Annotated in this window: 8 protein-coding genes; 5 read left to right on the top strand and 3 right to left on the bottom strand. The window is 63.8% G+C overall.

The window, feature by feature from the left end:
* Positions 1-86: 86 nt before the first annotated feature.
* A complete protein-coding gene (pvdP, locus tag JFU04_RS11325; protein ID WP_201144100.1) occupies positions 87-1,718 on the bottom strand; it encodes a pyoverdine maturation tyrosinase PvdP in 1,632 nt (543 codons plus the stop codon).
* A 142-nt stretch (positions 1,719-1,860) separates the two neighbouring features.
* Between pvdP and pvdM the strand changes: the two genes are divergently transcribed.
* Genes pvdM through pvdO form a run of 3 tightly spaced genes read left to right on the top strand, consistent with a single transcriptional unit; the run spans position 1,861 to position 5,407 of the window.
* A complete protein-coding gene (gene pvdM / locus JFU04_RS11320) occupies positions 1,861-3,210 on the top strand; it encodes a pyoverdine-tailoring dipeptidase-like protein PvdM (RefSeq protein WP_201144099.1) in 1,350 nt (449 codons plus the stop codon).
* Positions 3,211-3,228: 18 nt separating this feature from the next.
* Positions 3,229-4,500 (top strand): pyoverdine-tailoring periplasmic protein PvdN, encoded by a 1,272-nt coding sequence (gene pvdN, locus JFU04_RS11315; protein WP_201144098.1) that lies wholly within the window; start codon positions 3,229-3,231, stop codon positions 4,498-4,500.
* Between the two features lie 34 nt (positions 4,501-4,534).
* Complete coding sequence (pvdO, locus tag JFU04_RS11310) at positions 4,535-5,407, top strand: dihydropyoverdine dehydrogenase (protein WP_065910359.1); 873 nt, start codon at positions 4,535-4,537, stop codon at positions 5,405-5,407.
* 672 nt (positions 5,408-6,079) lie between these two features.
* On the opposite strand, the gene JFU04_RS11305 is transcribed toward pvdO, so the two are convergent.
* Complete coding sequence (locus JFU04_RS11305) at positions 6,080-6,910, bottom strand: N(5)-hydroxyornithine transformylase PvdF (protein WP_106804291.1); 831 nt, start codon at positions 6,908-6,910, stop codon at positions 6,080-6,082.
* Between the two features lie 199 nt (positions 6,911-7,109).
* Here JFU04_RS11305 and JFU04_RS11300 point away from each other — a divergent pair, with 199 nt between their 5' ends.
* Together JFU04_RS11300 and JFU04_RS11295 are read left to right on the top strand one after the other, a co-directional pair.
* Positions 7,110-8,762: a cyclic peptide export ABC transporter gene (locus tag JFU04_RS11300; protein WP_201144097.1), complete on the top strand. Its 1,653-nt coding sequence runs from the start codon at positions 7,110-7,112 to the stop codon at positions 8,760-8,762.
* A 99-nt stretch (positions 8,763-8,861) separates the two neighbouring features.
* Positions 8,862-11,303, top strand: a complete 2,442-nt coding sequence (locus JFU04_RS11295; RefSeq protein WP_201144096.1) for a TonB-dependent siderophore receptor — start codon at positions 8,862-8,864, stop codon at positions 11,301-11,303.
* 153 nt (positions 11,304-11,456) lie between these two features.
* On the opposite strand, the gene JFU04_RS11290 is transcribed toward JFU04_RS11295, so the two are convergent.
* On the bottom strand, positions 11,457-23,204 hold the full coding sequence (locus tag JFU04_RS11290; RefSeq protein WP_201144095.1) for a non-ribosomal peptide synthetase: 11,748 nt from the start codon (positions 23,202-23,204) through the stop codon (positions 11,457-11,459).
* Between the last annotated feature and the right edge of the window lie 51 nt (positions 23,205-23,255).

Here is a 23,255-nt window from a genome sequence, read left to right as displayed (position 1 = left end):
GCCAGCCCTGGGATCGGGCTGAGCAGCGGTGTGGTTTTAACGCGCAGGCGCGCCAGCGATGGCGCGGTGTCAGGCAGCGACGAGGGTCAGGCTTCGCGCGCCTTGACCTTCAAATGCCGCGCATACCAGGGCCGCTTCGGCACGCGCTTGAACAAACCCAGCAGCGCATCGTCCTCGGCACCGAAGGTGATGCGCAGCGCGAGCTTCATGGTCTCCGGATCCATCTCCATCGACTTGCCCATCTGCAACCCCGGCGTGGTGCTGCAGCCATGGGTGTCCGGGCCCAGCCACGGGTCAGCGACTTCGACCCAGCGCCCCGGCGCAAACCAGGCCACGCCGTTGACCTGCATGCGGCTGACCTCGCCGGGGTTGAAGCGCTCATGGGCACGAAACCAGTCTTCGATGCGGTCGTCGATCCAGCCGTGGAAGTGCCAGAACACCGGGTTCACGTGGGACGAAAACGGGTCGCCGAGGAAGTCGTTTTCCGCCGCATACCAGCGCGGGGCGAAGTCTGCCGGGTCGCGGGCCAGGGGCACGGGCGCACCGTTGGAAGGGTCACGGGGTACCGAGGCCCAGCGCATGTGCAGCCAGTCATGCAGGCCCAGCTCCATCTCCGAGCCCAACTGGCCGAGGCTCAACCTGGCCAGGTAACGCGGGTCGCGGTACTGGGATTCCCAGACCTGGAAATTGCCGTGGTAGGTCTCGGCGGCCTTGATGTCGCTGACCCACTGGGTGTATTCGCTGTCATCCGCGGCCCACCAGGTGGGCGGCAGGGCGAAACCATCGTGGTTGTCGAAGTACCGCAGGAAGCCCAGGCGATCGCGCTCAAGGGGCGGTTGCGGCGCGGGGAATTGCGGCCATGAGGGCAAATCCTGCATTGAGCGCGCGGTGCCGAGCATGTGCCGGTGCATGAAGAAGAAGTCGATGCCCGAGCCGTTGCGGTCCTTGTGCTTGCCACGCGCATCACGCTCGTTGCCCCGTGGGCCGGGTTGCCAGCCGATGCCGCGCAGGGCCTCGCGCTTTTCTTCGGAGAGCTTGTGCCACTGGTCCCGGGTGGCGTGCCACAGCTGATGGAACAGGCGGTGCTCGGGCGCGATGAGCCAGGCCAGCAGCGTCGGGTTGAGGCCGATGCGTTGGCGCGCTTCGGGAAACCAGTGTTTGTGGGCAATGAAGCGGTTGTCGCGCTCGGTCAATGCCAGCGGGCGATCCAGGTCGAGGATCTGCCCGCTGAGGGTGCTGCTGCCGGCGTTGGCAAAGTCCGCCCAGACCTGGTCGAGGGTCATCTTGAATTCATAGGCGGGCCTGCCGTCGGCGGAATCGCGGTCGATCAGGCGCCAATAGAGCAAGGCGCTGTCGCCGCTCACCAGGTCACCGAGTACGCGATAGCGCGGCTCGCCTTCAGCGCGCAGGTTGGCGGCAGTGTCCAGGTAGCCACGCACGCCGCGGCCACGCGGGGCGATGTCGAGCAACAGTTCCAGGCCTTCCAACGGCAGGCCCTTGAGGCCGGCGTCGCGACCTTCCAGGCGCAGGCTCCACACGCCACGCAAGGTGTTGGCCAGGTGCTGGCCGGCAGTATCGGCCAGCGCCACCGTGGCCTCGCCGGGGGTGATGGGGAATTCTTCTTCGCGCGTCAGCTCGCGATGGGCATAAAAGGCCGCCGGCACAGCGGCGCCGGTGAGCGCCAGGCCGGCGATGAACCCACGTCGAGAGATGGTCATTGTCTACCTTAGGAAACGGCTTTATCAGAGCTAGAACGTTTGCAGCCCGGGGAAATTTACCGCGCTGTCGGCGGCGCCTAAATTTGCGCGCCCATCACTCGTTCTTCCCTGATAGCGAAGGCCTCAACTGACTGAGATGGCAATGACAAAACCACGTTCGAAAAAGGCGCTGTATATCGGCCTGCCGCTGGCACTGGCCATTGGTGCCGGGGCCGGTTTCCTGGTCTGGGATCACTGGTTCAAGGGCAATGCCGGCTATCCGCTGGAGGTCATCAAGCAGGCCAATGAAATGCAGGACCGGCTGCTGTCGTTCGACAGCCATATCACCGTGCCGGTGGATTTCGGCACCGCCGGCAACGAGGCCGACAAGGACGGCAGTGGCCAGTTCGACCTGGCCAAGGCCGCACGCGGCCGCCTGTCCGGTGCCGCCCTGACGATCTTCGGCTGGCCGGAAATCTGGAACGGCCCCAACGCACCGCACAAACCCACCGACGGTTTTGTCGAAGCCGCGCGCAATGAACAGGAAGTGCGCTACAAAATCATCAGCGGCATGGTCCGCGACTACCCCAACCAGGTCGGCATCGCCTACACCCCGGACGACTTCCGGCGCCTGCATGGCGAGGGCAAGTTCGCGATCTTCATCAGCATGCTCAACGCCTACCCGCTGGGCAACGACCTCAACCAGCTGGACCTGTGGGCTGCGCGCGGCATGCGCATGTTCGGCTTCAGCTATGTGGGCAACAACGCCTGGTCCGACTCGTCGCGCCCGCTGCCGTTTTTCAATGACTCAGTGGATGCCCTCGACGGCCTCTCGGACATCGGCAAGCAAGCGGTGCACCGCCTGAATGACCTCGGCGTGATCATCGACGTGTCGCAGATGTCGACCAAGGCCCTGGAGCAGGTGGCGCAGTTGAGCCGTACGCCGATGGTGGCATCGCACTCGGCGCCACGCGCGGCGGTGGATATCCCGCGCAACCTCAGCGACAAGGAACTGCAACTGATCAAGCAGAGCGGCGGCGTGGTGCAGATTGTCGGGTTTTCCGCCTACCTGCGCCCGCTGAGCCAGCCGACCCAGGACAAGCTCAACGCCCTGCGCGCCCGTTTCGACCTGCCACCGCTGCCCAACCTCGCCGTGGCCTTGATGCCGGGTGACGCGATCATCGCCGCCTGGCCCGAACACAAGTTCGGCGAGTACGCCGGCGCGCTGTACGCGATCCTCGACGAAGAGCCCAAGGCCACCCTCAAGGACCTGGGTGACGCCATCGACTACACCGTGCGCAAGATTGGTATCGATCACGTCGGCCTGGCGTCGGACTTCAACGATGGCGGCGGCATCCAGGGCTGGAACAACGTCGGGGAAGTGCGCAACGTCACCGCCGAACTGATTCAGCGTGGGTATTCCGAAGCCGATATCGCCAAGCTGTGGGGAGGCAACTTCCTGCGCGTGTGGGACCAGGTCCAAAAAGCTGCCAAACCCTTGGCCAACCGCTAATCACCTAGAAGTATGTCCATGACCGACCGCCGTACTTTTCTCAAGCAGGCCGGTGTTTTCGCCGCGAGCCTGCCGCTGGGCACCGCCCTGCTCCCCCAGGCAATGGCTGCCGACAGCACGAACGACCCATGGACGGGATTCAAGCAACTGTTCAACCAGGACCCGAGCTACCTGCACTTTTCCAACTTCCTCGTCGCCTCACACCCCAGGCCGGTGCGCGAGGCCATTGAACGTTACCGCGCACAGATCGACCGCAACCCGGGCCTGGCGATGGACTGGGACCTGCAGGAGACCTGGAAGCGCGAAGGCCAGGTCCGCGAATGGGCCGGCCGCTACCTGAAGGCCACGCCCGCGCAGATCGCCCTCACCGGCAGCACCTCCGAAGGCCTGGCGATGATCTATGGCGGGATCAAGGTGCGCGCCGACCAGGAGATCCTGACCACGGTGCACGAGCATTACGCCACCGAGTTCAGCCTGGATTTCCGGGTACGCAAGGAACAGACCCAGGTCCGCAAGATTCGCCTGTTCGACGATGCCCACCGGGTGTCCGCCGATGAAGTGCTGGGCAATATCCAACGCAATATCCGCCCCAACACCCGCGTGCTCGGCATGACCTGGGTACAGTCCGGCAGCGGTGTGAAGCTGCCCATCGGTGAGATCGGCAAGCTGGTCGAGGAACACAACCGCGAGCGCGATGACAAGGACCGCATCCTCTATATCGTCGACGGTGTGCATGGCTTCGGCGTGGAGAACCTCGATTTCCCGGACATGCACTGCGACTTCTTCATCGCCGGCACCCACAAGTGGATGTTCGGGCCGCGCGGCACCGGCCTGGTGTGCGCCCACGACCCCGAGAACAAGTACGTGACGCCGATGGTGCCGACCTTCTCCGAGGACAAGGACTTCGCCACCATCATGACCCCTGGCGGCTTCCACGCCTTCGAGCATCGCTGGGCGGCGGACGAGGCCTTCAAGCTGCACTTGCAACTGGGCAAGGCGCAGGTGCAGGCGCGCATCCATGCGCTGAACACCGAATTGAAAGATCAATTGCTAACGCACCCGAAGATCGAACTGGTTACCCCACGCAGCCCCGAGCTGTCGGCCGGCTTTACCTTCTTCCGGGTCAAGGGCCAGGACAGTGATGCCGTGGCGGCCTACATGATGAAAAACCGTGTGGTCATCGACGCGGTGGACCGCGATGTCGGCCCGGTGATCCGTACCTCCCCGGGCCTGCTCAATTCCAGCGAAGAGATCCAGCGCTTCATGACCCTGCTGAACCAGCGGGCCTGAGGCCCGCCCTTTTTCCTTTGAACGAGATGCCCACATGAATCCATCCCGACTCAAGCCCCTGGGCGCCCTGGCGCTCACCGCCCTGTGCGCCGCGCTGCTGCCCAACCTGGCCCAGGCCGCCACGCCGCAACCCGGCAAAGTATTCAAGGACTGCAAGGACTGCCCGGAAATGGTGGTGCTGCCCGCCGGCACCTTCACCATGGGCACGCCGGAAGATGAAGTCGGCCGCGAGCCGGATGAAGGCCCGATGCACGACGTGACCTTCGCCAAGCCGTTCGCCATGAGCCGCTTCCATATCACCGCCGGCGAATGGGACAGCTATATCCGCCAGACCGGCGTGAAGATCGCCGATGGCGACACCCGCCCCGGCCGCGAATGTATCGCCAGCAAGCCACGCTACCCGCAGGGCCCGCGCCAGCCGGCGGTGTGCATGGACATGGACGACATCAAGCACTACGTAGCCTGGCTATCGAAAAAGACCGGCCATCAATACCACATGGTCAGCGAAGCCCAGCGTGAATACGCTGCCCGCGCCGGCTCCACCGGGCCATTCCCCTTCCCGTTCGATGAAGGCAAGGGCTACAGCATTGCCGAGCACGCCAACACCTACGGCCCGGCAGATGGCTACAGCTATTCTTCGCCGGTGGGCAGCTACCCGCCGAATGCATTCGGCATGTACGACATGCACGGCAACGTATACGAACGAGTTGCCGACTGCGAGCACCCCAACTACATCGGCGCGCCGACCGATGGCAGTGCATGGATGGAGCCGAACTGCGAGGGTTATCAGATTCGCGGCAATGACTGGGGCGAGGCGCCAGTGTTCTCGCGCTCGGGCAACCGCAACAACATTTTCCCGCAGACGCGCGGAGACTGGATCGGTTTTCGGGTAGTGCGCGATCTCTGACAACACAGGAGATCCCGTGTGGGAGCGGGCTTGCTCGCGAAGGCGGTGGGTCAGCCACCCTCTTCAGCGACTGCCACACCGCTTTCGCGAGCAAGCCCGCTCCCACAGTTTTGATCGCTGTTTGGGCTGGGATTCGGGGTGCTGCACAGCATTTGAGCTGAAGGCACAACTCGGCTCCAACCTTGAAATACACCCCAAAATGTGGGAGCGGGCTTGCTCGCGAAGGCGGTAGATCATCCACCCTCTTCAGCGACTGGCACACCGCTTTCGCGAGCAAGCCCGCTCCCACAGTTTTGATCGGTGTTTGGGCTGACGGCCGAGGTGCTGCACTGGCATTGGTGGGCGGCAAACCCCATTCCAGCCTTGGAATACATGTCAAATGTGGGAGCGGGCTTGCTCGCGAAGACGGTAAATCAGCCACCCTCTTAAGCGACTGGCACACCGCCTTCGCGAGCAAGCCCGCTCCCACAGTTTTGATCGGTGTTCGGGCTGGAGGCCGAGGTGCTGCACCAGCATTTGAGCTGAAGGCACAACTCGGCTCCAACCTTGAAATACATCCCCAAATGTGGGGGCGGGCTTGCCCGCGAAGACGGTAGATCAGCCACCCTCTTCAGCGACTGACACACCGCCTTTGCGAGCAAGCCCGCTCCCACAGTTGGCACCGTGTTCGCTTTAGATACCCTTCTGCGCCAACAACTCCAACCCTTCATGCAACGCCGGGAACAGGCTGTTGTTGAAGTTGTTCCAGCGCAGTTCGAGGATGGTGTCGTCCGGCGCAATCTCGGTCTTGAGCACGTCGTGGAACACTTCGCCGGAGTCGATGCCATTGTCGACGTAGTGGAACGACGCACCCGTCAGGTACAGCGGCTCGGACGGGGTGGTGGCCTTGGTGACCCAGTCCGTGACAGTCAACCCACGTGCGCCGTACAGCGCATTCCAGGTGGCGTAGGCGCCACGGCGCTCGTACGGCGACTCGATGCGGGTAATCCCCGGATGAATGTTCATGATCCGACGCGCAAACGGCGCACCCGGGCGCACCAGTTCATCGAGGATTACCAGCAGCCCATCGAGCACCACGATATCGGCCTTGAGCTCCACCAGGGTGTCATGCAGGCGGCGTTCGAAATCCTGCTTGCCGGCGATGTGTTCCGCACTGCCGCGTGGCAGGCGGCGGTAGGTGGACGGCACGCTCAGCAGCAAATCATTGACCAGGCGCCCCTGCACCCGCAGGTCGGCCGGGTACAGCCACTGGCGGCCCGGCTGGTAGGCAAAGCCGTAGTCGCTGACCAGCTGCTGGTCACGCGGGTTCTGCTCGTCATCGTCGTACACCACGCCTACCAGGTTGTAGGCCTCGCCCAGCGGCGTGTCGTTGAGCGACCCCACCAGAAACTCCAGCACCGACTTCATGTAGCGCTCATGGTCCTTGTAGGCCACAGGCTGCCCGGCCTTGTCGGCGGCGGCATTGCGCAGGGACCACACGTACACCAGATTCTTTTTCGTCATTGTTTCGCTCTCGCTGGATAGATCAGGCACGCGCCCATACGCGTGCGCCTACCCAACAAGAACGAACCAGGCGCCGGGCAATTTATCCGCCGCCGTCACCGCCGGGCACGCCGAGCTAAATAGTCGCGCCAATCCTTCGTTTGTCATGGGTAAGGGTCTGTGTGCCCAGCCCCCTCTATTCACTTTCCGGGAAGTACTTATGACCGACCCCAAGCGCGGCGCCTTCAAGGGTTTGCTCGCATTGCTCAGGCCTTTTCGCACCATCGTGACGGTCTCCGTCGCCCTGGGCATGGCCGGCGGCCTGGCCATCACGTTGCTGCTGGCGACCATCAATAACGCCCTGCACTCCGCCACCGGCATGACGCACGGGGTGATTCTGACGTTTGCCGCATTGTGCCTGCTGGCGCTGACCAGCTCGATTGTCTCGGATATCGGCACCAACTACGTCGGCCAACGCATCATTGCCGCGCTGCGCAAGGACCTCGGCGAGAAGGTGCTGTCGGCGCCCATCGAGCAGATCGAACAGTACCGCTCCCACCGGCTGATTCCGGTATTGACCCATGACGTCGACACCATCAGCGATTTTTCCTTCGCCTTCACCCCGCTGGCCATCGCGACCACCGTGACCCTGGGCTGCCTGGGCTACCTGGCGTACCTGTCGGTGCCGATGTTCCTGATGATGGTCGTGGCGATCATCATCGGCAGCAGCGTGCAATTCATCGCCGGCGCCAAGGGCATCCGTGGCTTCGACGAAGCCCGCGACCAGGAAGACGAACTGCAGCGCTATTATTCGGCGATCGCCTCGGGTGCCAAGGAGCTGCGCATCCACCGGCCACGGCGCTACCGCATGAACACCCACCGCATCCAGGAGACCGCCGACCGCATCAGCGATATCCAGGTGCGCTCGGTGAACATTTATATCGTCGCCAAGACCTTTGGCTCGATGCTGTTCTTCGTGGTCATCGGCCTGGCCCTGGCGATGCAGGCCTACAACCCCAACCCGGACCCTGCGGTGATCACCGGCTTCGTACTGGTGCTGCTGTACATGAAAGGCCCGCTGGAACATGTGGTGGGTTACCTGCCGATCATCGGCAAGGCGCGCATTGCGTTTGCGCGGATCACCGAACTGTCCGAGCGCTTCTCGTCCCCCGAGCCCCACTTGTTGATGGACGGCAGCGAAGCCCCGACTCCGATGGTCAACAGCCTTGAGCTGCGCGGTGTGACCTACAGCCCGCCGCCGGTGGAAGGCAGCCAGCCGTTTCACCTGGGGCCGATCAACCTGAGCATCAAGCAGGGCGATATCGTATTTATCGTCGGCGAAAACGGCTGCGGCAAGACCACCCTGATCAAGCTGCTGCTCGGCCTCTACCAGCCCCAGGCCGGCGAAATCCGCCTGAACGGCGAAACGCTGACCGCTGCAGCACGCGACGACTACCGCCAGTTGTTCACCACGGTATTCGCCGACTACTACCTGTTCGATGACCTGGTCCAGGGCAGCGCCACCCAGTCGCTGGACAGTGCCGCCAAATACCTGGAACGCCTGGAAATCGCGCACAAGGTCAGCGTCAAGGACGGGGTGTTCAGCACCACCGACCTCTCCACCGGCCAGCGCAAGCGCCTGGCACTGGTCAATGCCTGGCTGGAAGAACGCCCGGTACTGGTGTTCGACGAATGGGCCGCGGACCAGGACCCGGCCTTCCGCCGCGTCTTCTACACCGAGCTGCTGCCGGACCTCAAGCGCCTGGGCAAGACCATCATCGTGATCAGCCATGACGATCGTTATTTCGATATCGCCGATCAGTTGGTGCGCTTGAGCGCAGGGAAAGTCGTGGCAGAACTGGAGCCCGCATAAATTTTTCCGGTTTATGCGAGTGGGAACGTCTCATATGCAGCAATGAGAATTAACCGCATTAACCACCTATTTGCCAACACTTAAAAAGAGAAACACACCATGCCCGTACGGCTTGCCCTCAGCCCATTGAGCACCGCACTTTCCATGCGGCGGGCTTTGAAATTCAACGTTCTGCCCAACGCCCTGGCGCTGGCAATCAGCCTGCCCGTAGCAGGTTATGTGCAGGCGGAAGAATTCGAATTGAACATTCCGGCGCAACCACTGAGTACTGCGCTGCAGGTATTCGGTCAACAGACCAACCTGCAAATCCTGTACAGCCCGGAAACCGTGCAGAACAAACACAGCACGGCGGTCAGCGGCAAAATGGACCCGGTACGGGCAATCGAGCGCCTCCTGGGGGGGACAGGCGTGAGTTACAGCCTGCAAGGCAGCTCGATGATCATCAACGCGCCAAGCTCGGGCACCGGCGCCGTGGAGCTGGGGGCCACCCAGATCAACGCCAACCAGCTCGGCACCATCACTGAGGACAGCGGCTCCTATACGCCGGGCACCATCGCCACTGCCACCAAGATGGTACTGACACCGCGGGAAACGCCCCAGTCGATTTCCGTGGTCACCCGCCAGACCATGGACGACTTCGGTCTCAACGGCATTGACGACGTGATGCGTCACACACCGGGCATCACCGTGTCGACCTTCGACAGCGAGCGCACCAACTACTACGCACGCGGATTCCCGATCCAGAACTTCCAGTACGACGGCGTGCCGACCACGCGCAACGACGGCTACTCGGCCGGCCAGACCCTCAGCGACATGGCGATCTACGACCGCGTCGAAGTGCTCAAGGGGACTACCGGCCTGATGACCGGCGCAGGCGGCCCTGGCGGTACCATCAACCTGGTGCGCAAGAAACCCACTGCCGAGTTCAAGGGCCATGTCAGCCTGGGTGCCGGCTCGTGGGACAACTACCGCTCGGAGCTGGACGTCAGCGGCCCGCTGACCGACAGCGGCAACGTGCGCGGGCGCGCCGTGGCGGTGCATCAGGACCGCCATTCGTTCATGGACCACTATGAACGCAAGACGGATGTCTACTACGGCATCCTCGAATTCGACCTGACGCCCGACACCCTGCTGACCGTCGGCGCCGACTACCAGAACAACGACCCGAAAGGCTCCAGCTGGTCGGGCAGCCGTTCCCTGTTCGATGGCAACGGTAACGAGATCAGCTTCAACCGCGGCTACAACAACGGCCCGAAATGGAGCAGCTGGGGGCAATACAGCCGCAGTGTGTTCGCCACCCTGGAACACGCCCTGGATAACGGCTGGGTCGCCAAGGCCAACTACAGCAACCAGCTCAATGGCTACAACGCGCCGCTGGGTTACGCATCGCCCATACCGAATTCCAGCGACCGGGCGTCGGTCTATGGCTCCAAGTTCACCGGCAAGACCATCAGCAACAACGGTGATTTCTACCTCTCCGGGCCGTTCAGCCTGGGTGGACGGGAGCATCAACTGGTCGTCGGTTCCTCGGTCTCGCGCTCGCACTGGCAAGGCAACGACTATTACGGCTACGAAGCGACCTACAGGGACGGCAATAATTTCCCGCTCTATGAGTGGGACGGTGACAGCCTCGAACCGCAATGGGGCCCGGCCCACGAGAAAGACGACATCACCCGCCAGGCGGCCGTCTACTTCTCGACTCGCCTGAGCCTCACCGACGACCTGTCGCTGTTGCTCGGTTCGCGCCTGGCCGACTACCGGCTGACCGGCACCAACGACTCGCGGGAAACCGGCAAGGTCATCCCTTATGCCGGCATGGTGTACGACCTCAACAAGAATTTCTCGGTGTACGCAAGCTACACCTCGATCTTCATGCCGCAGATGCTGCGGCCCGACCGCAACAACAAAATGGTCGAGCCTGACGAGGGCGAGAACTACGAGCTGGGTCTGAAGGGCGAGTTCTATGACGGCCGCTTGAACGCCAGCCTCGCCTACTTCGAGATTCATGAATCGAATCGGGCCGAGGAAGACACCGAGTACAACAACAATATGCCGGCCAACTCGCCCGTCGAGTGGGCCTACATGGGAGTCAAGGCCAAGACCAAGGGCTATGAAGCCGAGATCTCCGGCGAATTGGCGCCAGGCTGGCAGGTGCAGGCGGGCTACACCCACAAGGTGATCCGCGATGACGACGGCAAGAAATTCTCCACCTTTGAGCCTCAGGACCAGTTGAACTTCTATACCAGCTACAAGCTGACCGGCGCCCTCGACAAGCTGACCCTCGGCGGCGGCGCGCGCTGGCAGGGTGAGGTCTGGCAGGATGTCTACAACCGCGGCAAGGATGTGACCCAGCGGTTTTCCCAAGACCCGTACTGGCTGGTGGACGCGATGGCGCGCTACCAGATCAGCAAAAACCTCTCGGCCACGATCAACGTCAACAACGTGTTCGACAAACGCTATTACACCAACATCGGGTTCTACACCTCGTCTTACTCCGGCGACCCCCGCAACGTGATGCTGTCGACCCGCTGGGACTTCTGACCCCCGCCTAGGCAATCCCCCAACACCCTGTGCAGGCACCCTGCACAGGGTGTTTTTTTTGGCGTGTGGTTCGTCTTGGCTGCCGTTGCCGTCCGCGCATCAAAAAGCCCCAGCACACATCACGTGGGCTGGGGCTGTCTGGTCAGGCGACAGTTACTCCATGGCGGCTACAAAGCTGCGTACGAACCCGGCGTTGTCAATGATGCGCTCATGGTCCACCTCGATGACCTCCGAGCGCACCACACACGCCGCGCCGATCACCCGCTGCATGCTCGCCTCAATCAATGCCTTGTGTTGGCCAGCACGGCTCTTGGCCGCCCACCAGCAACTGACCGGCGCCTTGAGCGGCTTGAAGTCCGCCTGTTCCATGCGCTTGAACAACGCACGGTCGACCTCCCAGGAGACCTGTGCCTCATTGCCGCCCAACAGTTCCTGCTTGATGTCCTGGAACGCTTGGCCCAGGGAGGCCTCGGCCCATTCGACGAAGCCTGCCCATTGCTGGTCTTCAGCGATGTGGGTGGCCTGCAAGCCTTCCCAAGCGCTGTGGATCGCCTCTGCAGAGGCCGGGAACATCACGCCGAGTAATGCCACGCGTCGTTCGTTGTCCGAGAACTCGCTGTCATCGCTGACGACTGCCGCGTCCCAGTACTGCGTGAGCCAGCGCGGTGGCGAGGAGTCGATCCAACCGACAAACTCCACCTGCCGACCCGCCTGCTCCAGGCCATGGGCCACTTCGACCGCCAGGTTGCCGCCCAATGACCAGCCACCCAGACGGAAGGCGCCTTCGGGTTGAGCCTCCAGCAACTGTGCGGTGTAGTCCTCGACCATCGCGGCCCAGGACGGCACTTGCGCGCCCTCCTCGGCCAATGCACGGCAAATCACACCGACCACCGGCCGCTGATCGCGCAGCGCCAGGGCAATGGCCTTGTAGCAATGCACTGAACCATAGCTGGGGTGGAACAGGTAGAGCGGCGTGCCCTCGGTGCGGCTATTGAGCGGCACCAGCAGCGACCGGCGCGCAGTGCCTTCCAGGCAAGCAACCTGGGCACGCACGGTCGGGTTGAGCATCAACTGACTGACCGAAAGGCCGATGCCGCTGGCCTTGCGAATCCGCTCCTTGAGCATCAAGACCAACAGCGAGTGGCCGCCGAGTTCGAAGAAGTTGTCGTGGACACCCACCTGCTCGACGCCGAGCACCTCTCGCCAGAGGTGCGCGACCGTGTGCTCCAACGCGGTCTGCGGCGCTTCAAAACGCTGGCTTGCCTGTGTGTCCGGCTTCGGCAGGGCCTTGCGGTCCAACTTGCCGTTGGGACTCAGGGGCATCTGTTCCAGCACCAGCCATTGCGCCGGCACCATGTAATCCGGCAAATGAACGGCCAGGTGTGCACTGAGGATTTCACGCCAGTGTTCACCCTGCTCCTGCAAGACCAGGTAACCGACCAGGTGCTTGGCGTCCACCGCCAGCACCGCTGCCTCACGCACCGAGGCGTGCTCCAGCAGCCGCGCTTCGATTTCGCCCAGCTCAATGCGCAAGCCGCGCAGCTTGACCTGATGGTCGATACGCCCGGCGTATTCGATCACCCCATCAGGGCGATAGCGGGCCAGGTCGCCGGTACGGTACAGGCGCTCACCCGCGATGAACGGATGAGCGATAAAGCGCTCGGCAGTCAAGCCCGGGCGACGGTGATAACCCCGCGCCAGGCCAACGCCGCCGAGGAACAGCTCGCCGAGTACGCCGGCCGGAACCGGCTCGAAGTTGTCGTCGAGGACGTAGCAGCCGAGGTTGGCAATCGGCTTGCCGATAGGCACCGCGTCGCGACCTTCCTCGACGCACGTCCAGTGCGTCACGTCGATGGCGGCTTCAGTTGGGCCGTACAAGTTGTAGAGCCCGGCATGAGGCAGCTTGGCGAAGACTTGCTGCTGCGCATCGACGGGCAACGCCTCGCCACTGCAGACAATACGCTGCAGGCTGGTGCAGGACGCCACGTTGGCATCCTGCAGGAACGCTTGCAGCATCGACGGTACGAAATGCAGGGTGGTGACCTGCTCGGCGTTGATCAGGCTGACCAGCCTGGCCGGATCACGATGATCGCCTGGCGCCGCGACCACCAGGCGTGCGCCGGTCATCAGTGGCCAGAAGAACTCCCACACCGACACGTCAAAACTGAACGGGGTTTTCTGCAACACGGTATCGCCGGCATCCAGCGCGTAAGCCTCCTGCATCCAGCACAGGCGGTTGGTCAGCGCCACATGACGGTTGCCGGCGCCCTTGGGCTGGCCGGTGGAGCCTGACGTGTAGATCACGTAGGCGAGGTTTTCGCCGTTCAGCACAATACCGGGGTTGGCGTCGCTGTAGCCTTCGAACCCGGCGTCACCCAATATCAGCGTTTCCAGGCCTTGAGGGACCGGCAACTGCTCACGCAGATGGGCTTGGGTCAACAGCAGTTTCACCCCGCTGTCTTCGAGCATGTAGGCCAGGCGCTCACGCGGGTATTCCGGGTCGAGCGGCACATAGGCGCCACCGGCCTTGAGCACCGCGAGCAAGCCGACCACCATCTCGATGGAACGCTCCAGCGCCAGGCCGACCAGTACGTCCGGGCCCACGCCGGCTTCCAGCAAACGATGGGCCAGGCGGTTGGCGCGTCGGTTCAACTCGGCGTAACTCAGGCGCTGCGCCCCATAGGCCAGGGCCGGAGCCTGCGGTGTCAGCGCGACCTGGTCCTCGATCAGCTGATGCACCGTGCGTTGCAACGGGTACTCGCGCGCCGTCGCATTCCAATCCTCGACGATCAACGTGCGCTGCGCGTCCGGCAGCGATGGCAGGTCCGCCAGGCGCTGCACCTGCGGCAGGGTCAGGGCCTGCAACAGCTGCTGGAAGTGCTCGGCCAGGTGGACGATCGCCTGTGCGTCGAACGCGGCGCGGTCGTAGTTGAACTCCACGGCCAGGCTGTCGCCCATGGCCAGCAACACGGTCAACGGGTAATGGGTCTGCTCCAGGCTGTCCATCGCGCCGAAGCGCAAGCCGGCTGGGGAGCCCTGCTCCAGCGCTGCAGACACCGGGTAGTTCTCGAACACCAGAATGCTGTCGAACAACGCTTCACCACCGAGGCCCGCCCAACGCTGGATATCAAAGAGTGGCGTGTGTTCTTGTTCGCGCAGGCGCAGGTTTTGCGTCTGCACCGTCTGCAACCAGGTCTCCACGCTCAACTGCGGGCTGGGCGTCGCCACCACCGGCAGCGTGTTGATGAACAGGCCGACCTGCTGCTCAATCCCCGGCAACTCGGCCGGACGCCCTGCCACCGTCGCACCAAATGCCACGGTGTCGAGGCCGGTGTGGCGTTGCAAGAGCAGCAGCCAGGCGCTTTGCACCAGGGTATTGAGGGTAACTTTGTGGCGTTGGGCAAACGCCTTGAGCTGCTCGGTCGCCGCCGGTGCGAGTACCGACCGGTGAACCCCGTTGACCTGGGCCAGGTCTTGCTCGCGCTGGATCCCGCGCGACAGCCGCGTCGGCTCCTGCAGCCCCGCCAATTGGGCCTTCCAGAAGGTTTCGCTGATGACCGGATCCTGCGCCTGCAGCCAGGCGATGTAGTCGCGATAGCGCCCGCTCGGTGCACGCAGCGACTCGCCGGCATACTGCTGCATGACTTCGCCAAACAGCTGCGAGGCACTCCAGCCATCCATCAGGATGTGGTGATTGGTGTAGATAAGATGGTGACTGTCGGCACCAGTGCGTACCACCACCAGGCTCAGCAGCGGCGCCTGCTCCAGCACAAAACCTTCGGTGCGCGCGGATTCGGCCAACGCATCGAGCGCCTCGGCGCGGTCCGGGCGGTGCTGCCAATCGTGCTCGATCAACGGCACTTGTACCGTCTTGTAGACCACCTGCAACGGCTGCTCCAGCTCGGTCTGCCAGAGGAATGCCGTACGCAGGATGTCATGGTGTTCCAGGGCCACCTGCCAGGCCGCCGCGAACCGTGCAACATCCAGCCCTTGCACGTCGACGCGCAACTGGTTGATGTAGTCGCCGGAGCCCTGGCCGTACAAGGATTGAAACAGCATGCCTTGCTGCATAGGCGACAACGGGTAAATGTCCTCGACGCGACTCAACGGCAGCGCCAAGCCATCCAACTGCGCCTGGCTCAAGTGCGCCAAGGGGAAGTCCGACGGCGTCGCGCCGCTGTTTTCGGGCTGGCAGCAATGCTCGATCACCGCCTTGAGCTCAGCGGCATAGTCGTCGGCCAACTGCTGGATGCTCGCCGGGTCGAACATTTCCTGGCTGAAACTCCAGCTCAGGTTCAACTCGCCGCCATACACCTGGCCATTGATTTCCAACCAGTTGCCCAGCGACGCTTCGGGGCTTTGATCGGCCCCGGCCGCATCACCGGAAGGCATGAACAGGCCCTGCTCGTCACTGCTTTCGAAGCTGGCATCGAACTGGCCGAGGTAGTTGAAGGTGATGCGTGGCTGCGGCAGATGCGCCAGGGTTTCACGCACTTGCGGCGGCCCCAGGTAACGCAAGGCGCCAAAGCCGATCCCCTTGTCGGGAATGCCGCGCAGCTGCTCCTTGATGCCTTTCACCGAGCCCCCCAGGGTCAGCGCCGGGGTCAGTTTCACCGGGTAGAGACTGGTGAACCAGCCGACGGTGCGGGTCAGGTCGATGTCTTCGAACAGGTCTTCGCGGCCATGTCCTTCGAGGCGGATCAGGGTCGAGGCGTGACCGGTCCAGCGTCCGACCACACGGGCCAGCGCGGTCAGCAGCAGGTCGTTGATCTGCGTGCGATAGGCCGCCGGTGCGTCCTGCAACAGCCGACGGGTGTGCGTGGCATCCAGGTGCGTGGTCGCACTGGCGGCATGCCGGTTGCTCAGGCTCGCACCCGGCTGGGCGCCCGGCAGATCGGCCTCGACGCCATGCAGTTGGGTCTGCCACCACGCCAGCTCTTGCGTCAGCGCGTCACCTTGAGCGTATTGCTGCAGACGTTGCGCCCAGTCGCGGGTCGAGCTGGTCTTGGCCGGCAATGCCACCGGGACGCCACGGTCAACCTGGCGGTAGGCGGTTTGCAGGTCTTCCAGCAGAATCCGCCATGACACGCCGTCCACCACCAGGTGGTGGATGACCAGCAACAGGCGCTGCGAGCCATCGTCCAGCTCGACCAGCACTGCGCGCATCAACGGGCCTTGGCCAAGATCCAGGCTGCGCTGGGCTTCTTCGCCGAGCGCTGCCAGCTCGTCAACACTGCGCAGTGCGGTTTGCCACAGCACGGCATCGGCCTGATGCTGCTCGGCGCCGCGATACACACCCTGCCAGCCATCAGCGCCTGCGAGGAACTGCGAGCGCAAGGCATCGTGATGCACGAGCAACGCCTGCAGGGCCTGGGTCAAGATTGCCGCGTCGAGACGCGCATGGGGTTGCAGCACCACCGACTGGTTCCAGTGATGACGTTCGGCAATGTCGTCGGCGAAGAAGGCCTGCTGGATCGGCAACAGCAGCGTCTCGCCGCTCAATGCAGCCTGGCTGATCGTCAGCCCTTCGACGCCCTGGCGCGCGACACCGGCCAGGCTCTGTACAGTCTGGTGCTGGAACAGGTCTTTGGGCGTGAAGCGGATACCGGCCTGACGCGCACGGCTGACCACCTGGATCGAGATGATCGAGTCGCCGCCCAGCTCGAAGAAGTTGTCGTTCAGGCCCACTTGCGGCAGGCGCAGCACATCCGCCCAGATCGTCGCGAGTTGCTGCTCCAACTCACTCTGCGGTGCCACATAGGCTTGTTGCAGCAGGCTCGCATCCGGTTGCGGCAGGCCCTTGCGGTCGAGTTTGCCGTTGGGGGTCAGCGGCATCTGCGCGAGGAACATGAAGTAGGTCGGCACCATGTAGTCCGGCAGGCGGGTTTTCAGCGCGCGACGCAGGCTGTCGCGGAACTCGGCCTGATCGGCCAGGTTGGCCAGGTTGGCGTCGGCCGGCACCACATAGGCCACCAGCTGTTTGCCGGTCGGGCCTTCCTGGGCCACCACCACGGTTTCGCCGACATTGTCCTGCTCACGCAGGCGCGCTTCGATTTCGCCCAGTTCGATGCGGAAACCGCGGATTTTCACCTGATGGTCGACGCGGCCGAGGTAGTCCACCACGCCATCCGGACGACCGCGGGTCAGGTCGCCGCTGCGATACACGCGGCTGCCCGGCTTGCCGAATGGGTCCGGCACGAAGCGTTCGGCGGTCAGCGCTGGACGCTCCAGGTAACCGCGCGCCACGCCCTCGCCACCCAGGTACAGCTCGCCAGCGACACCGATCGGTTGCAAGTTGAGCTGCGCGTCGAGCACGTAGCCGCTGCGATTGCCCAGCAAGGTGCCAATCGGTGCATAGACCGCGCCGCACGGGTCGCCTTTACGCGCTTTCCACAGCAGTGGCGTAACCACCGTTTCCGTCGGCCCATAGCCGTTGAACAGGTAGGTCGGCTTGAGTGCACGCCAGGCCAGGTCGTAGCTGGCCTGCGCCACCGCGTCACCGCCGAAGCAGTACACACGGACCTTCGGTGGATTACCGTCGCGCTCGGCATGTTCGGCCAGCTGTTGCAGGTACACCGGCGGGAACACGGCCATGGTCACGTTGTGACGGTGCATCTGTTCGTAGGTGTACTCGGGCAGCCACAGGCTGTCATCGCGGATCAGCACGCTCGCGCCGTTGATCAACGGGTGCATCCAGCCTTCGTGGGAGCCGTCGAAGGCGAACGACATGAAGTGCAGTTCGCAATCGGCCGGCGAGGTTTCATAACGCTCGCCGGTGGCGATGATGTGCGCCACCAACGGGCCGTGGGACACCGCCACGCCCTTGGGCATGCCGGTGGAGCCGGAGGTGTAGATCACGTAGGCGAGGTTGTCGCCGTCCAGCTTCACATCGGGCGCCGTGTCGCTGAACCCCGCCCACTCCTCAGTGCGATCAATCGCCAGGCTGGTCAATCCTGCCGGGATCGGCAGTTGCTGCAACGCGCGGCTGTCGGTGAGCAGCAATTGCGCGCGGCTGTCCTGCATCATGTACAGCAGGCGGTCGCGGGGGTATTCGATATCCAGCGGCACATACACGCCGCCGGCTTTCATTACCGCGAGGAACGCCACCATGATTTCGGCACTGCGCGGCATGGCGATGGCCACGCGCACTTCCGGGCCGACACCACGGGCGATCAGCGCATGGGCGAGGCGGTTGGCCTGACGATCCAGCTCGCCATAGCTCAGGGTTTGTGCATCGAACTTGACCGCCACCGCCGCAGGATTTTCCCGCGCACGCTCGGCGACCAATTCGTGCACCAGGCGCTGGGCCGAGAAGCCGGAACCCGTGCGGTCCCACAGTTGCAGGATCTGTTGGCGCTCATCCGGGTCGAGCAGGTTCAACTGGCCGATACTCTGCTGTTGATCCTCGACCATGCCTTGCAACAGGTTCTGCCAGTGGCGCGCCATGCGCTCGATGGTCGAGGCATTGAACAGGTCGGTGGCGTAACCCAGGGTCGCCCAAAGACTGTCGACGCCCTCGTGCACATCCAGGTCGAGGTCGAAATGGGCCGTGTGACTTTCCCACTCCAGCCCTTCGACGCGCAGTGTCGATAATTGATGTTCGCTGCCGCCCAGGCGTGCTTCGGTCTGGTGGTTGAACATCACCTGGAACAGCGGGTTGAGGCTCAGGCTGCGTTCGGGCTGCAACGCCTCCACCAACTGTTCGAACGGCAGGTCCTGGTGATCCTGGGCCTCCAGCGCCCGCTGGCGCGCCTGCTGCAACAGCTGCGTGACCGTAGTCTGCTCATCGATATCGGCCTTGAGCACCTGGGTGTTGACGAAGAAGCCGATCAGCCGCTCGGTTTCGACCCGGTTGCGGTTGGCAATCGGCACACCGACACGCACGTCTTCCTGGCCGCTGTAGCGGTGCATCAGCGCCTGGAACGAGGCCAGCAACAGCATGAACACGGTCACGCCTTCGCGTTGCGCCAGGCCCTTGAGGTCCGCGACCAGTGCGCACGGCAATGGCACAAACAGACGCGCACCGCAATGGCTTTGCTCGGCTGGGCGCTGATGGTCGAACGGCAGTTCCAATACCGGTTGCTCGCCGCCCAGCAAACCTTGCCAGTAGGCCAACTGCCGGGCTTTTTCACCCGCGTCCATCCACTCGCGCTGCCACCGGGCGTAATCCGCGTACTGGATCGGCAAGGCCGGCAGTTGCAGTGACTGGCCCTGGCTGTAGGCGCTGTACAACTGCACCAGCTCATCGACCATGATCTGCATCGACCAACCGTCGGAGACGATATGGTGCTGCACCAGCACCAACACATGCTCGTTCTCACTCAGGCGCAGCAAGCGGGTCCTGAGCAACGGGCCGGCGAGCAAGTCGAACGGGCGGGCTATTTCAGCTTCCACCTGGGCCTTGAGACTGGCCTCATCGGTTTGCACCACGGTGATCTCAACCCTGGCCTGTGGCGCAATCACCTGCAGCGTTTGCGCGTCGTCTTGCTGCAAATGCGTGCGCAGGCTGGCATGGCGCGCCACCAGACTATCGAAGCTGCGTTGCAGCGCGTCGAGGTCCAATTGGCCCTTGAGGCGCAAGGCACTGGGCACATGGTAGGCGGCGCTGTCGGGGTCCAGCAGCCACAGGAACCACTGGCGCTCCTGGGCGTAGGACAACACCAGCGGCAGCTCTCGCGACGCCGGCACCAGCGCTGGCGCGGTCGAACCGCCCCGCTTGCCCTCGGTATGCAGGGCTGCGATAAAGCCGTCCAGGCGCGGTTGCTCGAACAGTACCCGTAGCGGCAACTCGATCCCCAGGTTATGCCGCAGGCGCGACGCCACTTGCATCGCTAGCAACGAATGGCCGCCTCGTTCGAAGAAGTGGTCGGTAAGGCCAATGCGCTCGGCACCGAGGATATCCGCCCAGATTGCCGCGACCTGCTGCTCCAGCACGGTGACCGGCGCCACCCAATGCGGCGTCGCGTGGCTTGCCTCCGGACGCGGCAAGGCCTGGCGGTCGAGCTTGCCGTTGGGGCTCAGTGGCAAGGCGTGCAGGAACATGAAATGCGCCGGCACCATGTAGTCCGGCAGTTCATCGCGCAATGCGCTGCGAATCTGCTCACGCAGCGCATCCTGCTCGGACGCCGCCTGCGACGTGACCACGTAGGCGATGAGCTGCTGGTCGGCCGCAATCACCAAGGCTTCGCGCACGCCCTCCTGTGCCAGCAGGCGGGACTCAATCTCGCCGAGTTCGATACGGAAGCCACGCACCTTGACCTGATGGTCGATGCGCCCGATGTACTCGATCACACCATCGGCACGATAACGCGCCAGGTCACCGGTGCGGTACAGGCGGCCGCCACCTGCGGGGTCGAAAGGGTCGGGAATAAAGCGCTCGGCGCTCAAGGCGGCGCGATTGAAATACCCGCGCGCCAGTAGCGGTCCGCCAATCACCAGCTCACCGGCCACGCCCACGGGCACCGGGTTGAGGCTGGCATCCAGCAGATAGATGGCGCGCCCCTCAAGCACACGACCAATCGGCATCATTTGCGTCACGGCTTCGCTGCCATCCACATAGCCTGCGCAATCCAGGGCCGTGACCGTGACGGTCGCCTCGGTAGGACCGTAGGTGTTGAGCAGGCGGACATGGCCCAGCCCGGCCTCGCGCCACGACGCCAGCCCTTCCGGCGGCATGGCCTCGCCCCCCGCATGCACCTGGCGCAGACGTGCGTAATCACGTACGCCACGCTCGGCAAAGTCACGGGCGATCAGGTGCCAATACGCGGTGGTCAGGTCGACCACCGAGATCTCATGTTCGATCAGTTGCGTGTAGAAGGTGTCGCTGTCCCACAGCTCGCCGCCCCGCACCACCACGCCAGCGCCGCAGCACAGCGCCGGGTAGAGTTGCTCGACGAAACCGTCGAAGTTGAACGTACCGAACTGCAGTACACGGTCGGCGGCAGTCAGGTCGAACACATCGATAAACACCTCGACGTGCCGCGCCAGGGAGGCCTGGTCAATCCCGACGCCCTTGGGCCGCCCGGTCGAACCGGAGGTGAACATCAGGTAGGCCAGGTTGGAGGCGAACGCACGCGCCGGTGGATTGCTCGACGGGTACTCGGCCAGCCAGTCCGGGTCGGACTCCAGGCAGATCAACGTGAGGTCCGCAGTGATCGGCAAGCGCTCGAGCAAGGGCTGCTGGGTCAGCAACAGCTGCAAGCCGCTGTCTTCGATCATGCATTGCAGACGATCGCGTGGGTATTGCGGGTCCAGCGGCACATAGGCGCCACCGGCCTTGAGCACGGCCAGCAGCGCGACGATCATTTCCAGCGAGCGGTCCACGGCCACGCCGACCAGGCTGTCGGCGCCCACGCCCTGCTCGATCAGCCGGTGCGCCAGGCGGTTGGCGCGCCGGTTGAGGTCGGCGTAATCCATGCGCCGTTGATCCATGATCAACGCGACCGCCTCGGGCCGGCTGGCCACCTGCTGCTCGAATTTGCTCAATACGCTGCCGTGGGCGGCCCGCGCCGGTTGCGGCGGGTTCCACTCATAAAGCATCTGCGCCTGTTCGCTGCTGCCCAGGATCGGCAGGTCGGCGACACACTGTCGGGCAGCGCCAGCCACGCTCTTGAGCAGGTTCTGCCAGTGCCCGGCGAAGCGCTGCAAGGTGCTCGCGTCGAACAACGCGGTGGCGTAGGTCAGCGAGGCCAACAGGCCATCGGCGGACTCCTCGGTGTCCAGGCTCAGGTCGAAATGGGCGGTGTGGCTGTCCCATTCCAGCCCCTGCACCTGCAGGCCCGGCACGTGTTGCCCGGCGCGATTGGCCTGGGCATCCGACTGGTGGTTGAACATCACCTGGAACAGCGGGTTGTGGCTCAGGCTGCGCTCGGGTTGCAGGGCCTCGACCAATTGCTCGAACGGCAGGTCCTGATGATCTTGCGCGCCCAGCGCCTGTTCCTTGACCTGTTGCAACAGCTGGGCAAAGGTCATGTGCCCGTCGATCTCGGCCCTGAGCACCTGGGTGTTGACGAAAAAGCCGATCAGTTGCTCGGTTTCCAGGCGGTTGCGGTTGGCGATAGGCACACCGACACGGATATCCGACTGGCCGGTGTAGCGGTACAACAAGGCCTGGAAAGACGCCAGCAGTACCATGAACATCGTCACGCCTTCGCGCTGTGCCAGGGCGCGCAGGCCCTCGACCACGCCGGGCTCGACACGCAGGTCCAGGCGCGCACCGTCATAGCGCTGCAGGGCCGGGCGCGGACGATCCAGCGGCAACTCCAGCACCGGCTGCACATCGCCCAGGCGGGCACGCCAGTAGGCCAGCTGGCGTTGTTTCTCGCCCGCCTCCATCCAGCTGCGCTGCCACTGCGCGTAGTCGGCGTATTGAATCGGCAGTGCCGGCAGCTGCGGGTCGAGGCCCTGGCTGTAACCGGCGTAGAGACTCACCAGCTCATCGACCATGACCTGCATCGACCAGGCATCCGACACAATGTGATGCTGCACCAGCACCAGCACATGTTCGCGCTCGCTCAGTTGCAGCAGGGTGATACGCAGCAACGGGCCGGCCTGCAGGTCGAAGGGCCGGGCGATTTCTGTCTCTACCAACCTTTGCAATTCAGCGGCGGTGGCCGAACCCAGGCGCCGGTGCTCGATAACCGGGCTGGCTTGTTCGAGCACACGTTGAACGGTCTGCTGCACATCGGCGAAAAACACTGTGCGCAGCGTTTCATGGCGCTGCACCAGCGTATCGAAAGCCCGTTGCAAGGCCCCGTGGTCGAGTGTGCCCAGCAGGCGCAGCGCGGCGGGAATGTGATAGGCCGCGCTGTCGGGTTCCAACTGCCAGAGGAACCACTGGCGCTCCTGGGCATACGACAACGGCAACGGCCGTTCACGATCGGCCCGCGGGATCTGCGCCACCTCGGCGCCCGCCTCCCCAGCCCACGCACGAAGGCGCCCAGCACCGGTTGC

It is taken from the genome of Pseudomonas sp. TH21 (assembly GCF_016651025.1).
Taxonomy (GTDB): Bacteria; Pseudomonadota; Gammaproteobacteria; order Pseudomonadales; family Pseudomonadaceae; genus Aquipseudomonas; species Aquipseudomonas aylmerensis.
Note: the sequence above shows the minus strand (reverse complement) of the source record. Positions and strands in the feature narration are given on the sequence as shown.